This is a genomic window from Salipiger bermudensis (assembly GCF_017309175.1).
Taxonomy (GTDB): domain Bacteria; phylum Pseudomonadota; class Alphaproteobacteria; order Rhodobacterales; family Rhodobacteraceae; genus Salipiger; species Salipiger bermudensis.
In genome coordinates, this window is sequence record NZ_JAEKJV010000005.1 from 157,927 (window position 1) to 174,346 (window position 16,420).

Below are 16,420 nucleotides of genomic sequence, written 5' to 3' on the forward strand. Positions count from 1 at the left end.
CATGCTGATCCATCGTCGCAATTTCCTGATCATCGGGGGCTGCGGGCTGGCGCTCGCGGGCTGCATGGAGACCGCCGCACCGGTGATGACCGTGCGCGTCTCGGGCGCCGCCGGGATGAACCCCGGCCCCGACGGCGCAGACCGTCCGGTCACCGTGAGCGTGCTGCAGCTCTCGGGCTCCAGCGCCTTCGACGCGGCGGATGTCTTCGCGCTGCAGGACCCCGCCACGGCGCTCGGCGGCGAACTGATCAGGTCCGACCAGATCGTGCTCGCCCCCGGCGCCAGCGCCACCCGCGACATCACGCTGCAGACCGGCGTCACCACCATCGGCGTCACCGCCGGCTTCCGCGACCCCGCGGGCAAGATCGTGCGCCGCAAGATCGCCGCCCCCGCCGAGGACATCGGCCTGATGATCTCGGTCGGCAGCGGCGGCCTGAGCGTGACCACCGCCTGAACGAAAGGACCCGCATGGCAAACAGGAACAAGGTCGTCTGGTCCGAGGGGCTCTTCCTTCGGACCCAGCACCTGCAGCAGCAGGACCGGCACGCGGCGTGGCAGCTGTGGCAGGCGCTCGAGGCGATGCCGCTGCAGAGCTTCGGCTTCACCAAGCTCGCGCTTGACCCGGTGGCGCTGGAGACCGGGCAGATCGCCATCGCCGAGGCGCAGGGCGTGATGCCGGACGGCACGTTCTTCTCGATCCCGCATGACACCGCCGAGATCGAGCCGGTGGGCGTTGTCTCGCAATCGGGGGCAGGGCTGGTGCACCTTGCAGTGCCGGCGGTGGCCGCCGACGCGCCGCAGATCGACCCGGCCCACGCGCCGGCCTCGGGCACCCGCTATCGCGGGCGCATGGTCACGGTGCGCGACGAGATCCGCGAAGGCTCGGACCCGGTCGAGCTCGAGGTGGCGCAGCTGGCGCCGAAGCTGCTTTTGCCCGAGGACGAGACCCGCGGCTACGCCACGCTGCCCATTGCCCGGCTCGAGGGGCTGAGCGCGGATGGCTCGGCGCTGCTTGACGCGGGCTTCCTGCCGCCGGCGCTGAACACCGGGGCGGTGCCGTGGTACGGGCGGTTGCTGAAGGAGCTGGTGACCGGCATCGACCGGGTGGCCGACGCCCATGGCGGCATGGTGCTGGGCGGCACCGGCGCCTCGATGGAGAACCTGCTGATCCTCGAGGCGGCCAACAGCGCGCGGCAGCGGCTGGCGCACATGCTGACGCAGGACAACTTCCATCCCTCCGAGCTTTACATGGAGCTCGCCGCCATCGCCGGGCGGCTGGCGACCTACGGTGCCTCGGCGCGGCGCCTCGGAGAGATGCCGCCCTATGACCACACCGATCCGCAGCCGGGCTTCGGCGAGCTTGCCGACACGCTGCGCTCGCTCGTGCTGTCGCTGCGCCATGTCGAGCCCAAGAGCCGTGCCCTGCGGGTGACGCGCCATTCCGAGAACATCTGGACCGTGCGCATCGACAACCCCGAGATCATCCGGACCAGCCGCATCGTGCTGCGGGTGGGGGGCGACCTTTCGGAGGCGCTCTTGCGCAAGATGTTCGTCGACCAGGCAACGGTGGGCGCCGCCGACGATTTCGACGCGTTGTGGAAGTCGCGACTGACCGGCATCCCGCTCAAGCCGCTCGGCTCGCAGCCGCGCGAGATCCCCTATGATGGCGAGCGGCTCTGCCTCGAGCTCGACCGCAGCTCGAACCACTGGGCTTCGCTGGCAGAGGCGCCGGGCTTCGTGGTGGGGGTTGCGGGCAAGCTGGAGCGCGAGCCCGAGATTGATTGCTATGCGGTGAGCCGGTGACATGAGTGACGAAGATCCATTCGGGCTGGAGAACGACGCCGGGCGCACCCGCATCCGGCCGCGCCCCGCTGCCCGGCAGAACCAGAGCACGCCGCGGCACGATCAAGTGGTCATGCCCGAGGGCGGCGGCTCGGTGCGGCTGCGCGGTGGACGGGCGAGCGACAACCCTCTGGTCAATTCCTACGCCGCACTGCTGGGTTTCGCGCCTGAACTCGAGCGCGCGGTGCCGCCGGAGAACCCGGATCTGCTGCGCCTGCGCCTGCACGAGAACCTCACCTACGCGCGCGACGCTGCGGTGACCGCCGGGGTCACGCTGACCCGTGCCGATCAGGGGGCGTGGTTCGTGGCTGCGCTGCTGGACGACATCGCGCTCAACACGCCATGGGGCGGGGCAAGCGGCTGGCCGCGCCATCCGCTGGTGGTGCAGATGTATGGCGACATCGACGCGGGGGAGCGCTTCTTCGAGCTGGCCGAGGGGCTTGTGCGCTACCCCGAGCGCGACCCGGAGCTGCTCGAGCTGGCGTTTCTCTGCCTGTCGCTGGGATTTCGCGGCAAGCACCGGCTCGAGCCGGGTGCGGGGGAGGCGGCTTTGGGTCAGCTGCGTGGCCAGATGGCCCGTATCCTGCGCGACCGTGACAGCGAGGACGCGCCGCTCTCGCCGCATTGGCAGGGGGTCCGTGCCGAGGACGAGGATCGCGGCTTTATCGTGCCGCTCTGGTCCATCGGGCTCATCGCGGTGGCGCTTGTCGTGGGCATCTACGTGGCGTTGGGCATGAGCCTGTCGAAGCGGGGCGAGCAGCTGTTCTCGGTGGCGGGGCTGCTGCCGCCGACCGAGCGGGCCGAGATCTTCCGCCCGGTGATCGAGACCGTCGAGAGCCCGCAATTCGTGGCCGAGCCTGTGGTGCTCGAACTGCTGCCGCTCTTCGCCGAGGCCGCGCCCTCGGACACTGGCGGGGCGCTTAGCGGGCGCGAGGACGTGTCGCTCGCCGTGGTGGTGATTCAGGCGACCCAACCCGAGGTGTTCCGCTCGGCTAAGGCCGACATCAACGATGTCTACAGCCCGCTGGTGGGCTCCATCGCGCAGGTTATCCGGGACAATATCGAGTTCATCGGCGCGGTGCGTGTGGTCGGGCATACCGACAGCATCCCTGTGCAGACCTCGAACCCGTTCCGCTCCAATCAGGGGCTGAGCGAGGCGCGCGCCAAGACCATCGCCGACATGTTGCGCGCGCAGGGCGTGCCGGCGGAGCTGGTGAGCTCCGAGGGGCGCGCCGCCGAGGATCCGATCGCCGACAACGGCACCCGCGACGGGCGCGCGCGCAACCGACGCGTCGAAGTCATCCTGCAGAAGAAGGTGTGAGGCGATGGGTGTGCTCAAGGCGATCTTCCGCTTCCTGTTCTCCCGCTTCCTGTGGACGCTGATCGGCATTGCGGTGCTCTGCACGCTGATCTGGTTCTACGGTCCGCTGGTCAGCATCGGTTCGGCGCAGCCGCTCGCCGGGGAACTGGTGCGGGTCATCGTGATCGGGGTGATCCTGATCCTGTGGCTTCTGTCCATGCTGATCCGCCAGATCCGCGCCGCCAAGGCCAACCGCGCCTTCGTGTCGGAACTGGCCGCACCGCCGCCCGAAACCGCGATGGCGCCGGGCGAGGAGAACCTCGCCGAGGTCAGCGCCAAGTTCCAGGGCGTGCTCGAGCAGATGAAGCGCTCCAAGCTTGGCGGCCGCAAGTTCCTGCGCGACATGCCGTGGTACGTTTTCATCGGCCCGCCGGGCACCGGCAAGACCACGGCGCTGCGCCAGTCGGGGCTGCATTTCCCGATCGACCTGTCGGACGATCTCAAGGGCATCGGCGGCACCCGCAATTGCGACTGGTTCTTCACCGAGGACGCGGTGCTGATCGACACCGCCGGGCGCTACGTGCAGCAGCAGTCCGACCCGGAGGTCGACGCCGCCGAGTGGAAGGGGTTTGTCGAGCTTCTGGTCAAGCACCGCGGACGGCGGGCGCTCAACGGCGTGATCCTGACGCTTTCGACCCGCGAGCTGACCGGCGACGACACCGCGATCCGCGAGCATGGGCGCGAGATCCGCAAGCGCCTCGCGGAGCTCTCGGCGCAGACCGGCCTGAAGCTGCCGGTCTACCTGATGATCACCAAGGCTGACCTGATCCCGGGCTTCGAGAGCTTCTTCGGCGATCTCAACACCCGCGAGCGCGAGCAGGTCTGGGGCGCCACGCTGGGCACCGCCGACCGGGTCGACGCGATCACCGTCGAGCGCGAGATGAAGGTGCTTCAGGAATCGCTCGAGGCGCGGCTTGACGGGCGCATCGCCCAAGATCTGCCGCTCGAGGAACGGGCCGAGATCTTCCGCTTCCCGGCGCAGGTCGAGGCGCTGACGCGGCCGCTCAAGGTGCTGGTCGAGGCGGTGTTCGGTGAAAGCCGCTACGAGGACAGCCCGTGGCTGCGCGGCGTCTATTTCAGCTCGGCCACGCAGGAGGGCTCGCCCATCGACCGGCTGGTGGCGGGCACCGCCGCGGCGCTGGGCATGGATGCACCGCGTCCCGAGCGGCGCGCGCATCGCGAGACCCGCAGCTTCTTTTTGCGCAACCTGCTGAGCGAACTGATCTTCCCCGAGGCCGGGCTTGGCCGTTTCGATCCGCGGGCCGAGGACCGCCGGCGCTGGGCGTGGCGTGGCACGCTGGCGGCAGCGGTTCTGGTGACGGCGCTGCTGGGCACCGCCTTCCTGTTCTCCTACCTGCGCTACAACGGGGCGCTCGCCGATCAGGAGCGCCAGCTCGCGACGCTCTCGGCGCGACTGGCCAATGTTGCCTCCCGGCAGGCGCCCACCGATCCGCTCGATCTCGACCTCGCGCTCGACGCCGCCAACGAGACGGTCAACGCCGCCACCACGCTGCCGCCGTCGCCGCTCACCGTGCTCGGCCCGACCGCCGAGCCCGAGCTCGCCCGGGTGCACGAGATCGCCTATGACCATACGCTCCGGAACGTGCTCGAGCCGCGCATGGTGGCGCTGCTCGAGGCGACTATGTGGCGCCATGCGCGCGACCCGGAATTCCTGCTCGGCGGGCTCAAGGCCTATCAGATGCTGACCGGTCAGGCGCCCTACGATGCCGCCTTTCTCAATGTCTGGTGGCAGACCGTGCTGCCCGAGTTCGCGCCCATCGACGTGTTCCCCACCGAGGAGAGCATCGACCACCAGATCGCCGCGCTGCAACGCATGGGCGGCGAAGAGCAGAAGATCGAACCAGACGCGGCGCTGATCTCGACCGCGCTCGAGAGCATCTGCACCATCCCGCTGGCGGTGCGCGCCTACCGCAGCCTGCGCAGCGACCCGGCGGTGGCTTCGCTGCCCGAATGGGTGCCCGCCGAGGTCGCGGGGCCCAATGGTGCACGCGTGTTGACCCGGCTGTCGGAGAAATCTCTGCGCGTCGGTCTGCCCGGCGCCTTCACCTTTGCGGGCTTCCACGAGACCGTGCTGCCGCTGGTGCCCGAGGTGGCGGCGCAGGCGCAACTCGACCGGGCGGTGTTCGCCGGCGGCTGCAACGAGAGCGCAGAGGCCTCGGTCGACACGCTCGAAGCGGACGTGCTCAAGCTCTACTACGACGATTTCATCGCCCAGTGGGACGGCTTCCTGCGCGACATCCGGCTGACCCCGATCTCGGATCTCGAGCAGGCGCGGCAGAACCTCAAGGACCTTGCCTCGGCGGACAGCGCGCTGAAGCGGCTGTTGACCTCGGTCGTGACCGAGACCCATCTGGCGCGGCCCGAGGATGCGGGCGGCGGAGGGCTCGCCAACAACTCCGCCGCGCAGCGCGAGGGCACCAAGGCGCTCTCCAAGCTCGGCAAGCTCGGCAAGCTGGTCAAGACCGGCACCCGCATCGCCAGGGCGGGCGGCGGCTCGGAGACGGTCGAGCCCGATCCGCCGGGCACCCCGGTCTCGGACCATTTCGCGCCGATCCGCGCCACCGTCGAGGAGGTCGATGGCCAGCCGCCACTGCTGGGCGATGCGGTCGCGGCGCTCACCGCGCTGTCGAACGAGCTGCAGACCGTCTCGGCCAGCCCCGACCCGCAGGCGGCGCTGCTGGCGCGCGGCGGTCTGCCAAAGCTCACCGGGGCCATCGCGAACGAGGCGGCGGCGCTGCCCGATCCGATCGACGACTGGATCTCGGGCATTGCCGGCGACGCGATCAGCGTCACCCGCGAGGCGGTGCTGGCGCAGCTCAACGCCCGCTGGCGGGCCGACGTGCTGCCGTTCTGCGTCTCCGCCACGGCCGGGCGCTACCCGTTCGACCAGAGCTCGGCCATCGACGTGAACACGCTCGATTTCGCCCGGCTCTTCGGGCGCGGCGGGCTGATCGACGCCTTCATCGAAACGCATCTCGGCGCTTATATCGACACCACCGTGCGTCCCTGGCAGTGGCGCGCGGATTTCGGGCTCGAGCCTTCGGTGCTCGCCCCGTTCGAGAACGCCCGATCGATGCGCGACGCGCTGTTCCCCGGCGGTGCCGGGCCGGTCATGGCCTTCAGTCTCGAGCCGCGCGACCTTTCGCCCAATGCAAGCCGGGTGACGCTGAATGTCGACGGGCAGGTGCTGTCGTACTTCAACGCCGCCGCACGCCCGGTGCCGATGACCTGGCCGGGGCCTGACCAGACCAACATGATCACCCTGAGCTTCGCGCCGGTGGACGGCAGCGGCGAGGTCATCACCTCGGAAACCGGAAGCTGGGCGATCCTGCGGATGCTGCGCAAGGGCGCGCTCTCGGCCACGGCGCTGCCCGAGGTGTTCGGCCTCCGGCTCGGGGCGCGCGGCTTCTCGGCGAGCTTCAACCTGCGCGCTAACTCGGTGGAGAACCCGTTCGATCTCGAGATGTTCTCGGGCTTCACCTGTCCGCGCGGGTTCTGAGCGTGGCCACCGGACTGTTCGGAAAGCTGCCTCTGGCGGGGGACTTCCTCGCCCGCGGCCTAGGGCCGGGGCAGCGGGCGCGCGTCGACCAGTGGCTGACGCGTCACCTTGGCGCCTTCTCGGCACACCCGGAACGCTGGCCGGCGCAAGGGCTGATGGCGCTGCTCGAGGGCACCCGCGAGGACGTGCTCCTGCTGCTGGTGGTGCCCAGCGTCGACGCGGCCGGGCGGGCATTTCCGCTGGCGGCGGTCTCTGCGGTGGCGTCCGTGGCGCAGGACGCGGCCGAGCGCTGGGGAGGGAAGGTGCTGCCGCATCTCGACCGTGCGGTGGCCGGAGAGGCCGGGGCAGACGGACTTGCCGCAGCGCTCGCGCCGCTCGCTCCCGAAGGCGGGGGCGCGGTGCTGCGCCCGCCGCTGGTCTGGGCGCCCGGGCGCATCCCGCGCGGCCCCGAGGCGCTGGAGCGGCTCGTCAGTTCTGGTTGATCTTCGATCCCTTGAGGGTCATGTCGCTGCTGGCCTTGGCGGTGATCTTGCCAGAGCCGTCGATGCTGATGTCCTTGCCCTTGATGGTGATCGAGCCGTCCTTCTTCATCAGGATGCTGGCCTTGCCGCAGGTCAGGCTGATGCTGTCCTTGGCGTCGATGGTGAGGTCTTTGCCCACCGAGACAACACCGTTTTCGCCGATCGCGACGATGGCGTCCTTGCCGACCGAGATCGAGCTCATCTCGCCCACATTGAGCGAATGGTTCTTGGCGACCTGCGTGACCTGATCGGCGCCAACCGAGACCGACTGGCTGGCGCCGATCTTCCAGGCGTCCGAGCCGCCGATGCCGTGGCCCTGGCTGGCGCCCACGGTGACCTGACGCGCGGCGCCGATGGTGTTCATCTGCGCCGCGCCCACGGTACGGGTCTCGGTGACGCCGACGGTGTCGACCCGGTTGGCGCCCACGGACACCGTCTGGTTGCTGCCCACGCTCTGGCTGTGGTTGACTCCGATGGTCTCGGTCGAGTTGCTACCGACCATGATGGTCTCGTTGACGCCCACCGTCAGCGCGCGATTGTTGCCGACGGTCTCGGTGTCGTCATGGTCGATATTGACCGTGCGGTCGACCTTCACATGGGTGGTCTTGCAGTTGTCGACGGTCTCGTCGCGATTGTTGCCGACCCATTGCGTGGCGTCGTGCACCACCTCTTCGGACCAGTCGTTGCCGATATGGCGGGTCTCGTTGTTCTTGACCAGTTCGTCATGATCCTTCTGGGCCTGAAAATAGACCAGCTCCGAGCCCGCCTTGTCCTCGAACATCAGCTCGTTCCAGCCGCCGCCACCGAGCGAGGAATTTGACTTCCAGCCCGATTTCGTGGCCTCTCCGGGCAGGCCATAGGGCGGCATCTGCTCGGCGTTGTAGACCCGGCCGGTGATGATCGGCCGGTCTGGATCGCCCTCGAGGAAGTCGACGATCACCTCCTGACCGATACGCGGGATCTGGATGAAGCCCCAGCCCGAGCCGGCCCAGGCAGAGCTCACCCGCACCCAGCAGGACGAGTTCTCGTTCTTCTCGCCGACCCGGTCCCAGTGGAACTGAACCTTCACCCGGCTGTACTGGTCGGTATAGATCTCCTCGCCGCCCGGACCCACCACCACGGCGGTCTGCGGGCCGCGCATCACCGGGCGCGGGGTCGCGTGGGGCGGGCGCCAGCGCGAGGCCGCCGGCAGCACCCGGTAGCGGGCGCTGTAGCCCATCGCCTCGTCGCCCGTCTCGGAACTTCCGGCGAAATACTGGCCGTCCCAGAGCTCGTAATCGGCGCGCAGGATGAAATAGGCATCGTTCTCAACCAGCCGCGGGAAGTCGATGAAATCGAAGCTGTTGCCGGACCAGAGCAGGCTCGCCGTGCTGTCGGCATCCATCTCGAAATGGCTGCCCTGATCGGCCTCGAGACGGATATCGGTGAGCCGCTGACCGCCGCCGATCTCTGTGTAGACGCCGGGATAGTCGTAGCGCTCCATCTCGCTTTCGCTGTGCTTCTTGGGATCCGAGAGCTTGGTGCTGAGATCGGCGGAGGGCTTTTCAAAATCGTAATCGGTCTGGGTATGGGTGCCGGTCACCACGGTGGCCTGCCGCCGCCAGCTGGTGATCACGCCGGGGCCGCGCTGCGCGTCGGTGGTGTCGGGCTCGAAGCGCAACACCGGCAGATCGGCCTGCGGCACGAGATCGTCGAGCCTGTCGGCGATGATCAGCGAGTGCCGCAACTCGTCGAATTCGTGGAAGTAGAAGATCCCCTCATGCTCCATCAGGCGCTGCAGGAAATCCAGCGTGCTCTCGCCGTATTGTACGCAGTATATCCGGGGATCGTAGCTGCCGCTCAGTCGCAGCTCGTAATCCGAGAAACCGTTCTCGTCGAGGATCTGGCTGATGATCTCGGGCACCGTCATCTCCTGGAAGATGCGGTTGTCGCTGGCTTTCGAGAGCAGCCAGAGCGCCGGGCGCAGCACCAGCCGGTAGCCGTAGACGACGTCGAAGGCATCGCTCTCCGTGCCGAGAAAGGCGAACTGGTCGACGATGCCGCTGAAGTGGCGGATCTGGGTGTCGTCGAGCGTGTTCGTGTGGGCCGCGACGTTGCAGACCTGACCGAGCAGCTCGCTGGCCGGGATGTCGGGATCCTCGCTGACGGCAATCACCTCGTAGCGGAAGCAGCTGCTGATCGCATCGTGCCCGCTCATCCGCGAGAAGGTCAGGTCGCCGGCGCCGCCGATATTGATCGGGGTCGTCAGTTCGGCAATTCGGTCGGTCATATCGCGCGTCCCCTCTATCGGGAATGGTCGGATCAAAATAACAAGCTGTAATCACTGTTGACTATACAGGGATTCCCGACCTCGTGGGTTGTAAACTTCACAAGCTCGCGGGGCAGTCGAAGGCTCGCAGGACCGGTCGGATCGACACCGGGTTGAGCGGCGCCGGAAATCCGAGCTCCAGAAACACCCGTCCCTCGCTGTTGCGCAGGTCGAGAAGGGCGCGCGCGCCGTCATCGCGCAGCCGCAGCCTTGTGCCGTCGATCAGGCGGTAGAGCCCCCAAGCGCCGGTCTCGATCAGACGCGCCGCGTCGGTGCTTTCGCGAAACGCCACCTCGACCCCGGCCTCGGGGCGGGGGCCCGGCCAGTCGAGCGTCGCGGGCGCGCCGCTGGCGCGCACCGGGGCGGCGCTGCCTCCGATCGCCACGAGGGTCTGGCCGCGCTCGGCCAGTGCCGCAAGCGTCAGGCTGTGCGAGAGCCGGCCGTCGGCGGTGAACAGCGCCTGCGAGATCTGCGCCGCGCGCTCGAGGAACTCGGCGCTTTCCGGCTGCATCCCGGCAAAGCGCGCCTCGGGCTTCCAGCGCCACGGGCTTTCGCCGGTCTCGAGCATCGGCTGGGCATAGGTCGCGAGGAAGGTGGTCAGCGTGCCCTGCGGGCCAAGCAGGGAGGCGAGCTCGGCAAGGCTCGCATCGGCCCCATTCTGGAACGGGTAGCGCCCGCTCACGGTGTTGCGACAGAGCGGGAAGACCTGCTGCTGCCATTGCCGCGCAATGGGATATTGCGCCGCGTCCTCGGCAGCGGGGCGGGCGGATTGCGCCAGCACGTCCTCGGCGATCTGCACCACGATGCGCGGCGCGCTTTTCAGCGCCGCGATGGAGCGCGCGCGGTCCTGAAAGGTCATCAGCCGCCGGCTGGCGCGGCGGGCGTCGATATCGACCGCGCCGAGTGCCACGTTGAGGGTCGAAAAGAGCCGCGCGATTTCGGCCATGCGGCCCTGTTCGACATACTGGATCATCGGCCCGAACTCTCGCGCGAGCAGGAGTTGCTGCTCGTGGCTGCGGCTGCGGTCATTGCCGCCGCTCTGCTCCCAGACCTCGCGCAGCAGGCGGGTGAGGGGGTTCTCTGCCTGCGCCAGCTGTCCCGAGACCATGATGGCGGTTTCGCGGTCGGCGAAGGGCTGCACCCGCAGATCTGCCAGCCAGTCCTTCCACGCCGCCGCCGTCTCGCGGTGCAGCCGGTCGAGCAGCAGGTCGGGCGAGCTGTTCTCGGGCGGCAGCGCCACGCCGGTGATGTCGGGCGCCACGGCGCGGGCCTTCTGCACCGCGAGGCCCACGCCGGTGCTGCGCGCCGCCTGCCAGCCTTGGGTCGTGAAAAGGCCGGGGATGCCCTGCGAGATTGGCGCACCGGAGCGGCGCAGCAGCACTGTCTCGACCCCGGGCACCGCCTTGGGGGCGACCCAGTCGGGCAGGGCGCGCATCTCGTCCGAGCGCAGAAGCTCGAGCCAGGCGCGCGCGGGTTCCGGCACCTCGGCGGCAAAGTCGCGCGCCTGGTCCATGATCTGGGTGTCCTGCGGTTGCAGCGCCAACGGCCCCTCGAGCGGCGCCACGTGCCGCGCCAGCCCGTCGAGCCCGACCGAGGCGCCGTGATCCTCGAGCCAGCCGGCAAGGTAGCCGGGCTGCCAGCCCTGATCGCCGGTCAGCACCGACCAGGCGCGCAGCGTGTCGTAAAGCGCCAGCCCGTCGCCCTCGGTGGCAAGGAACTGCTCTAACCCGCGCGCCAGCTCCGGCGGCACCTGACGGCGCGCAGCCTCGGCATAGGCGGCCTCGGCGCGGGTCTCGCTGTCGACCACGGGCAGCCTTACCACGCGGCGCAGCGGCGCGCGCTGCTCGACCTGCACCACCCGGTCGGCGGCGGCGCGCAGCGCGTCGAGACGGCGCACCAGTTCAGCCCCCTCCTGCGGGCGGTCGAGCCCGATATTGAGCGCCTCGGCCTCGAAATCCGCGCCGATCTGGCGCTGGAACCGGTACTCGAGCACCCCGGCATAGGCGGCCAGACCGCCGACCAGCAGCAGCGCGAAGGCCGCTGCCTTCCAGCCCCAGCCGCCGCCGTGGCGGCGCTGCGGCCCGGCGCGCAGGGTCTCGGCCCGCTCCAGCATCTCGCCAAGAAACGCCTCGAGATCGTCCATGCCGTTGCGCCGGGCGGTGTCGCGAAATTCGCGGATCCGGGCCATCGGGATGTCGCGCCCCTCGAAGAGCGTGCGCCGGGCCAGCACCGACCAGGTGCCCAACGTGATGCCTTTGAGTTGGCGTGCGCGCTGGTCGATCAGCATCGCCAGCGCATAGCGGGCGGGCTTGATCGCAACCGGCGCGACGCCGGCCCGTTGCGCGGCTGTTTCGAACCCGTCGAGGAGCGGCGCGGCCTCGTCGATGATGCGGCGCTCGCCATGTCTGGCGTCGAGCCCTTCGATGAAGTGGAGCACCGGCCCGGCGGTCTGTCTGAGCGGGGACGGTGCCATCTGTCAGAGCAGGCCCTCGGCCTGCCATTTGCGCAGGGTCTCGACCCCGACCTCGAAATGCATCGAGTCCTCGCGCCGGTACCCCGCGCCCCAGTACCAGCCTTCCTCGTTGAAGAGCTCGGCCAGCAGCAGCAGGCCGAACTGGGTGCCGCCATCGGCAAAGCCGTCGAGCTGGCCCTGCAGCTTGAGGTCGATCGCGGTGCCCCAGCTGTGGTTCGAGACCGAGCTGCGTGACCCGCGGATCAGCCGTGCGCAGATCGCGCCCGCGGTGCCGAGCGCGGCGTAGATGTCGGGCTCCTGCGCCTCGAGCTTGTCGACGATGCGCTGAAGACTGTCGAGCGCCGGGCGGATCATGGTGACCCGGATCGGACCGACCTGCCGGGTCTCCATCAGCGCCTTGAGCTTGGGCTGGGTCACCGCCTGGCAGGTGGTCGAATAGGTGCTGCGCGGGTGACCGAGGATCTCCAGCATCACGCGGTTGCCGGGCTGGGTGATGCCCATGTTGAAGCGCGACTTGGCGGTGCGCATCTCCTCGGTCATCTCCTCGGTCCCGGGCAGATCCTCGGCGGCGCCGATGACCTCTGCTGCGCCGGGCACGACCTCAGGCACGGCAAGCGCGGGGCTCGCGGCGGGGGCGCGGCTGGCGGCGAGGGCGATCTCCTCCTCGAGCCGCTCGGTCTCGGCCTCGGCGTCGCGCAGTTCGGAGCGCAGCGTGTCGAGCCCGCTGCGCAGCTGCGAGATCTCGGCCTCGGCGCGCTCGAGCCGCAACTCGGTGCGGCCGTCGGCGGTCTGCAGAAGGGCGCCGACCACGGCAAAGCAGATCGCCGCAACGATCAGCCCGATGGCAATGATGATGGGGCCGATGAAGGCGCCGTCCCGCATCGCTCAGCCCTCCGAGGCGAAGACGCAGATCACCGAGACGTTGTCCGGTGCGCCGGCCTCGATGCAGGCGCGCACCAGCTCGGCGCAGATCTCGCGCGGGGGGGCGTCAAGATGCATGAGGTTGGCGATGGTCTGGTCGGCGAGCCCGGCGGTGAGCCCGTCGCTGCAGAGCAGGATCCGGTCGCCGGGCACCAGCGGCACGGCGGTGTCGTCGACCTCGAGATCGGGCTCTGCGCCCACGGCGCGGGTGACCACGTGGCGTTGCGGGTGGCGGTTGCGGTCGCCGTCCTTCAGAAGGCCCTGATCGACCATCTCTTGCACCACGGTGTGATCGCGGGTCAGAAGCCGCAGCTGCCCGGCACGCATCAGGTAGGCGCGGCAATCGCCGGCCCAGGCAATATGGGCGGTGGAGTTCTGGATCAGCATGACCACGGCGGTGGCGCCCATCTGGCCGATCCCGGGGCTCTGGGCCTTTGCGTGGATGGCGCGGTTGGCCTGCTGCAGGCGGGCGCGGATGGTCGGGACGGGCGGGGCGAAATCGCTCACCAGCGTGACCTGGTCGATCACCATGTCCGAGGCCATCGCGCCGTGGCCATAGCCGCCCATGCCATCGGCCACCGCCCAGAGAAGGCCCGCGGGATCGGTGAGGATGCTGTCCTCGTTCTCTTCGCGGACACAGCCCGTATGGGTGAGGCCAGCCCCTTGGAAGCTGGGCACCGGCAAAGGTCTCAGGACAGGATTTCGGGTCTGGGGCGTGGACATGCGCGCCTCGATCAATGCCGGTGGGGCTCGGCGTCAATGCGGGTTTACCTGCCCCGCCTTTCCCCCGAAAATAGCTGTATTCAAACAATCGCCATGCTACTCTTTTTTCAGCATTCGAAAAACCTTTTTCCAAGGGAGGTGAATATGCTTTTGAGAACGACTTTGTTTTCCATGTCCTGTCTCTGCGCGCTGGCGATGCCGGCGCTCGCGCAGGATGAGCTTTCCGTCGACGAGCTGACCGAGATCTTCCAGCGCCAGAAGCAGGTCTTCGAAGAGGCCGAGACCAGCGGCCTCGGCCAGACCCGCGGTCTCAAGCTGATCACCGTGCAGGATGTCACCGCCGAGAGCGCGGCGCCCGAAGTGGCCGCGACGGAGCCGGCGGCTCCTTCCGCGCCCGAGCTGCAGCAGACCGCGCCGCAGGTGGCGACCACCGCGCCGGAGCTTGCCGCACCGTCGGGCAGCGGGCAGGGCGTGTCGATCTCCGCCTCGAGCGACAGCGCCCCGCAGCGCCCCGCCGATCCCAACAGGCCGCTTCTGGCGGCGGCCAGCGACGCGCCGATGGTGTTCGGCCAGCTCGCGCCCGAGCTGCAGGTCAACCTGCATATCGAGTTCGGCTTCGACAGCGCCGCGATCTCGGACGACCAGAAGCCCAAGCTGCAGACGGTCTGCATGGCGCTGATGGCGGCCGATGTCGGCAAGATTCGCATCGTCGGCCACACAGATTCCGCCGGTTCCGACGCCTATAACGAGACGCTCTCGGTGCTGCGCGCCAAGGAAGTCGCGCGCAACCTGATCGAGGAATGCGGCCTGCCGCCGTCGCGGCTCGAGACCGTGGGCATGGGCGAGCGCTTCCCGTTCAACGAGGCCAACCCGCGCGCCGACGAGAACCGCCGCGTCGAGTTCCAGGCGCTGAGCTGAGGATTTCGCGCGGGCGGGGCATCGACCGCCGCCCGCGTCAGCACACCGGAGCCGACAGGGAGGTCGGACAGATGCAGGTATCGGAGCGCATTCAGGGCGTGATCATCGGGCTGCTGCTCGGCTTCGAGGACGGCCTGCCGCTGGTGGTCTTCGCCGGCAATCCCGAAGACCGGGCGGTGCCGGCGCGCAGCCTTGCCCATCTTGGACCCGACGATGTCGGATCCGAGGTGGCGCTGCTCTACGAGGATGGCGACAGCGCGCGTCCACTGATCGTTGGCAAGATCGTCGAGCCGCGCCTGCGCGAGGATGCGCCCGAAGTTGTACGGGACGGCGAGCGGGTGAAGATCACCGCCAACGAGCGCATCGAACTGCGCTGCGGCAAATCCTCCATCGTGATGGAGAAGGACGGCCACATCACCATCCGGGGCACCTATCTTGTCAGCCATGCTTCGGCCTCGAACCGCATCCGCGGCGGATCGGTGAACCTGAACTGATGCCCGCACCGGTCCTGCCCGAAATGCTGCGTCAGCACGCCGAGCAGGCCGCGTTCCTGTGGTCGGTCTACGATCACGCGCTGCTCAACCCCGACGACAATCCCGACATGGATGCCGAGCGCATCGAGCGGCTGCTCGAACGGCTCGAGGCGCATATCGACGGGCTGAGGGTGGCGGGCTCCGAAGGGCTGAAGGTCGCCGAGGAGCGCTATATCGAGTACCCGGAGGCGGGCGAGCTCTTCGTGGTGCGGATGCTGCAGCCAAGCGCCGCCGGCCTGACCGTGGCGGCGCTTGATCTCGACAAGGTGCGCGCCTTCCTGCTGGGCTCGCTGCCGGCGTGAGGCCGGTCTGTGATCAGGCGAGATCGGCGATCTCGGTCAGCCGCCAGCGCCCATCCTTGAGCCGGAAGATGCCCTCCAGATCCGTGGCCCAGAGCACCGAGCCCGTGACCTTGAGATGGGTGAGATGCTCGGGCTCGCGCTCGCAGCCGGTCTCAACCGGCGCAAGCTCGCCATCCTCCAGAGTGAACAGGCAAGGGCCCTCGTGGTCGGGATCGAGCCCGGCGCCGATATAGCGCGTACCGCCATGCCGCGCGGTCAGGTGCAGCGCCGGGTTGTCGTCCTGAAACAGCTGCTCGAAACCCTCGTCGATGGTGCCGCGATAGATCCCGGCGACGGGATCGTCGCCGCACAGCACCGCCGCGCCGTCCTCGTCGAAGCCATGTACCAGCCGCGCGCCGGTCTCGAGCCACTGCTCGTCGGTGGCGCCGTCCTTCAGGCGGATGACCCGCCCCAGCGCGCCGCAGAAATAGCTCTCCTGTCCGACCGGGAATGCGCGGTACATGTCCGGAAATCGCCGGGCGTGGTCGTACATCCGAGGGCTGGTGCGGCGGGTATAGCTCTCGGCGGTCTCGCCGCCCTGCCGTGGCGGCAGCTCGGGGCGCGGCTCGGGCACCACCAGCGGCACCCACTCCTCGCGTGGGACATCGTAGTACCAGATGTTGGAGGCATTGCCGCAGACATAGTAGCGATCGCCGATCAGCGTCACGTCGAAGGGCACCATGCCCTCGACCGGCAGCGGCAGCGGCACCGCGATCTCCATCTCGCGCGAGGAGGCATAGAGCTGCCCGGCGGCGACGATCCAGGCCGCATGGCTCTTGGGGTTCACCGTCATCGCCAGCACCTGCCCGCCATGCGGCGTGCGATAGCTGTGATGGGCCGTCGGGTCGAACTCCACGAAATGAAAGACCCAGTCCTCGTCCTCGGAATCATCGATGGCGAGAACCAGCGTGTCGGTGACGGGCAGGGCGTACATGGGCGGTCTCCATCCGGGCGGGTGCC

At 68.8% G+C, this 16,420-nt stretch carries 13 protein-coding genes; 8 read left to right on the forward strand and 5 right to left on the reverse strand.

Annotation, left to right across the window (positions count from 1 at the left end; all coding sequences use genetic code 11):
* Window position 1 precedes the first annotated feature (1 nt).
* From tssJ to tagF, 5 genes are read left to right on the forward strand one after another with little or no spacing between them, the layout of a single operon-like run.
* On the forward strand, window positions 2–454 hold the full coding sequence (gene tssJ, locus JF542_RS08730; protein ID WP_007799498.1) for a type VI secretion system lipoprotein TssJ: 453 nt from the start codon (window positions 2–4) through the stop codon (window positions 452–454).
* 14 nt (window positions 455–468) lie between these two features.
* Window positions 469–1,803 (forward strand): type VI secretion system baseplate subunit TssK, encoded by a 1,335-nt coding sequence (tssK, locus tag JF542_RS08735; protein WP_207075549.1) that lies wholly within the window; start codon window positions 469–471, stop codon window positions 1,801–1,803.
* Window position 1,804: 1 nt separating this feature from the next.
* Window positions 1,805–3,163 carry a type IVB secretion system protein IcmH/DotU gene (gene icmH / locus JF542_RS08740; RefSeq protein ID WP_207075550.1) on the forward strand — a complete coding sequence of 453 codons (1,359 nt, stop codon included), beginning with the start codon at window positions 1,805–1,807 and terminating at the stop codon, window positions 3,161–3,163.
* A gap of 4 nt (window positions 3,164–3,167) precedes the next feature.
* Window positions 3,168–6,722, forward strand: a complete 3,555-nt coding sequence (gene tssM / locus JF542_RS08745) for a type VI secretion system membrane subunit TssM (protein WP_207075551.1) — start codon at window positions 3,168–3,170, stop codon at window positions 6,720–6,722.
* Window positions 6,723–6,724: 2 nt separating this feature from the next.
* A complete protein-coding gene (gene tagF / locus JF542_RS08750) occupies window positions 6,725–7,204 on the forward strand; it encodes a type VI secretion system-associated protein TagF (protein ID WP_207075552.1) in 480 nt (159 codons plus the stop codon).
* On the opposite strand, the gene JF542_RS08755 is transcribed toward tagF, so the two are convergent.
* From JF542_RS08755 to JF542_RS08770, 4 genes are all read right to left on the reverse strand, one after another.
* Window positions 7,191–9,512 (reverse strand): type VI secretion system Vgr family protein, encoded by a 2,322-nt coding sequence (locus JF542_RS08755; RefSeq protein ID WP_207075553.1) that lies wholly within the window; start codon window positions 9,510–9,512, stop codon window positions 7,191–7,193. The genes tagF and JF542_RS08755 overlap by 14 nt on opposite strands.
* Window positions 9,513–9,609: 97 nt before the next feature.
* The gene (locus tag JF542_RS08760) at window positions 9,610–12,024 is read right to left on the reverse strand and encodes an ImcF-related family protein (protein WP_207075554.1); all 2,415 of its coding nucleotides are present in this window, start codon (window positions 12,022–12,024) and stop codon (window positions 9,610–9,612) included.
* Window positions 12,025–12,027: 3 nt separating this feature from the next.
* Window positions 12,028–12,906: a M15 family metallopeptidase gene (locus tag JF542_RS08765; protein ID WP_007799515.1), complete on the reverse strand. Its 879-nt coding sequence runs from the start codon at window positions 12,904–12,906 to the stop codon at window positions 12,028–12,030.
* A 3-nt stretch (window positions 12,907–12,909) separates the two neighbouring features.
* Entirely contained in the window at window positions 12,910–13,623 is a 714-nt protein-coding gene (locus tag JF542_RS08770) for a PP2C family protein-serine/threonine phosphatase (protein ID WP_224886882.1), read from the reverse strand.
* 189 nt (window positions 13,624–13,812) lie between these two features.
* On the opposite strand from JF542_RS08770, the gene JF542_RS24390 reads away from it, so the two are divergent.
* From JF542_RS24390 to JF542_RS08785, 3 genes are all read left to right on the forward strand, one after another.
* Window positions 13,813–14,586, forward strand: a complete 774-nt coding sequence (locus JF542_RS24390; protein ID WP_242533674.1) for an OmpA family protein — start codon at window positions 13,813–13,815, stop codon at window positions 14,584–14,586.
* A gap of 71 nt (window positions 14,587–14,657) precedes the next feature.
* Window positions 14,658–15,080: a DUF6484 domain-containing protein gene (locus JF542_RS08780; protein WP_007799521.1), complete on the forward strand. Its 423-nt coding sequence runs from the start codon at window positions 14,658–14,660 to the stop codon at window positions 15,078–15,080.
* Window positions 15,080–15,421, forward strand: a complete 342-nt coding sequence (locus tag JF542_RS08785) for a hypothetical protein (protein ID WP_207075555.1) — start codon at window positions 15,080–15,082, stop codon at window positions 15,419–15,421. Before JF542_RS08780 ends, JF542_RS08785 begins: the two co-directional genes overlap by 1 nt.
* Before the next feature lie 13 nt (window positions 15,422–15,434).
* Here JF542_RS08785 and JF542_RS08790 read toward each other — a convergent pair whose 3' ends face one another.
* Window positions 15,435–16,394 carry a hypothetical protein gene (locus JF542_RS08790; protein ID WP_207075556.1) on the reverse strand — a complete coding sequence of 320 codons (960 nt, stop codon included), beginning with the start codon at window positions 16,392–16,394 and terminating at the stop codon, window positions 15,435–15,437.
* Window positions 16,395–16,420 lie beyond the last annotated feature (26 nt).

Excerpts from the sequence above, each read along its gene's own strand:
- tssJ (WP_007799498.1), top strand. The coding sequence starts at position 2 with ATGCTGATCCATCGTCGCAATTTCCTGATCATCGGGGGCTGCGGGCTG.
- tssK (WP_207075549.1), top strand. The coding sequence starts at position 469 with ATGGCAAACAGGAACAAGGTCGTCTGGTCCGAGGGGCTCTTCCTTCGG.
- icmH (WP_207075550.1), top strand. The coding sequence starts at position 1,805 with ATGAGTGACGAAGATCCATTCGGGCTGGAGAACGACGCCGGGCGCACC.
- tssM (WP_207075551.1), top strand. The coding sequence starts at position 3,168 with ATGGGTGTGCTCAAGGCGATCTTCCGCTTCCTGTTCTCCCGCTTCCTG.
- JF542_RS08755 (WP_207075553.1), bottom strand. The coding sequence starts at position 9,512 with ATGACCGACCGAATTGCCGAACTGACGACCCCGATCAATATCGGCGGC.
- JF542_RS08760 (WP_207075554.1), bottom strand. The coding sequence starts at position 12,024 with ATGGCACCGTCCCCGCTCAGACAGACCGCCGGGCCGGTGCTCCACTTC.
- JF542_RS08765 (WP_007799515.1), bottom strand. The coding sequence starts at position 12,906 with ATGCGGGACGGCGCCTTCATCGGCCCCATCATCATTGCCATCGGGCTG.
- JF542_RS24390 (WP_242533674.1), top strand. The coding sequence starts at position 13,813 with ATGCTTTTGAGAACGACTTTGTTTTCCATGTCCTGTCTCTGCGCGCTG.
- JF542_RS08780 (WP_007799521.1), top strand. The coding sequence starts at position 14,658 with ATGCAGGTATCGGAGCGCATTCAGGGCGTGATCATCGGGCTGCTGCTC.
- JF542_RS08785 (WP_207075555.1), top strand. The coding sequence starts at position 15,080 with ATGCCCGCACCGGTCCTGCCCGAAATGCTGCGTCAGCACGCCGAGCAG.
- JF542_RS08790 (WP_207075556.1), bottom strand. The coding sequence starts at position 16,394 with ATGTACGCCCTGCCCGTCACCGACACGCTGGTTCTCGCCATCGATGAT.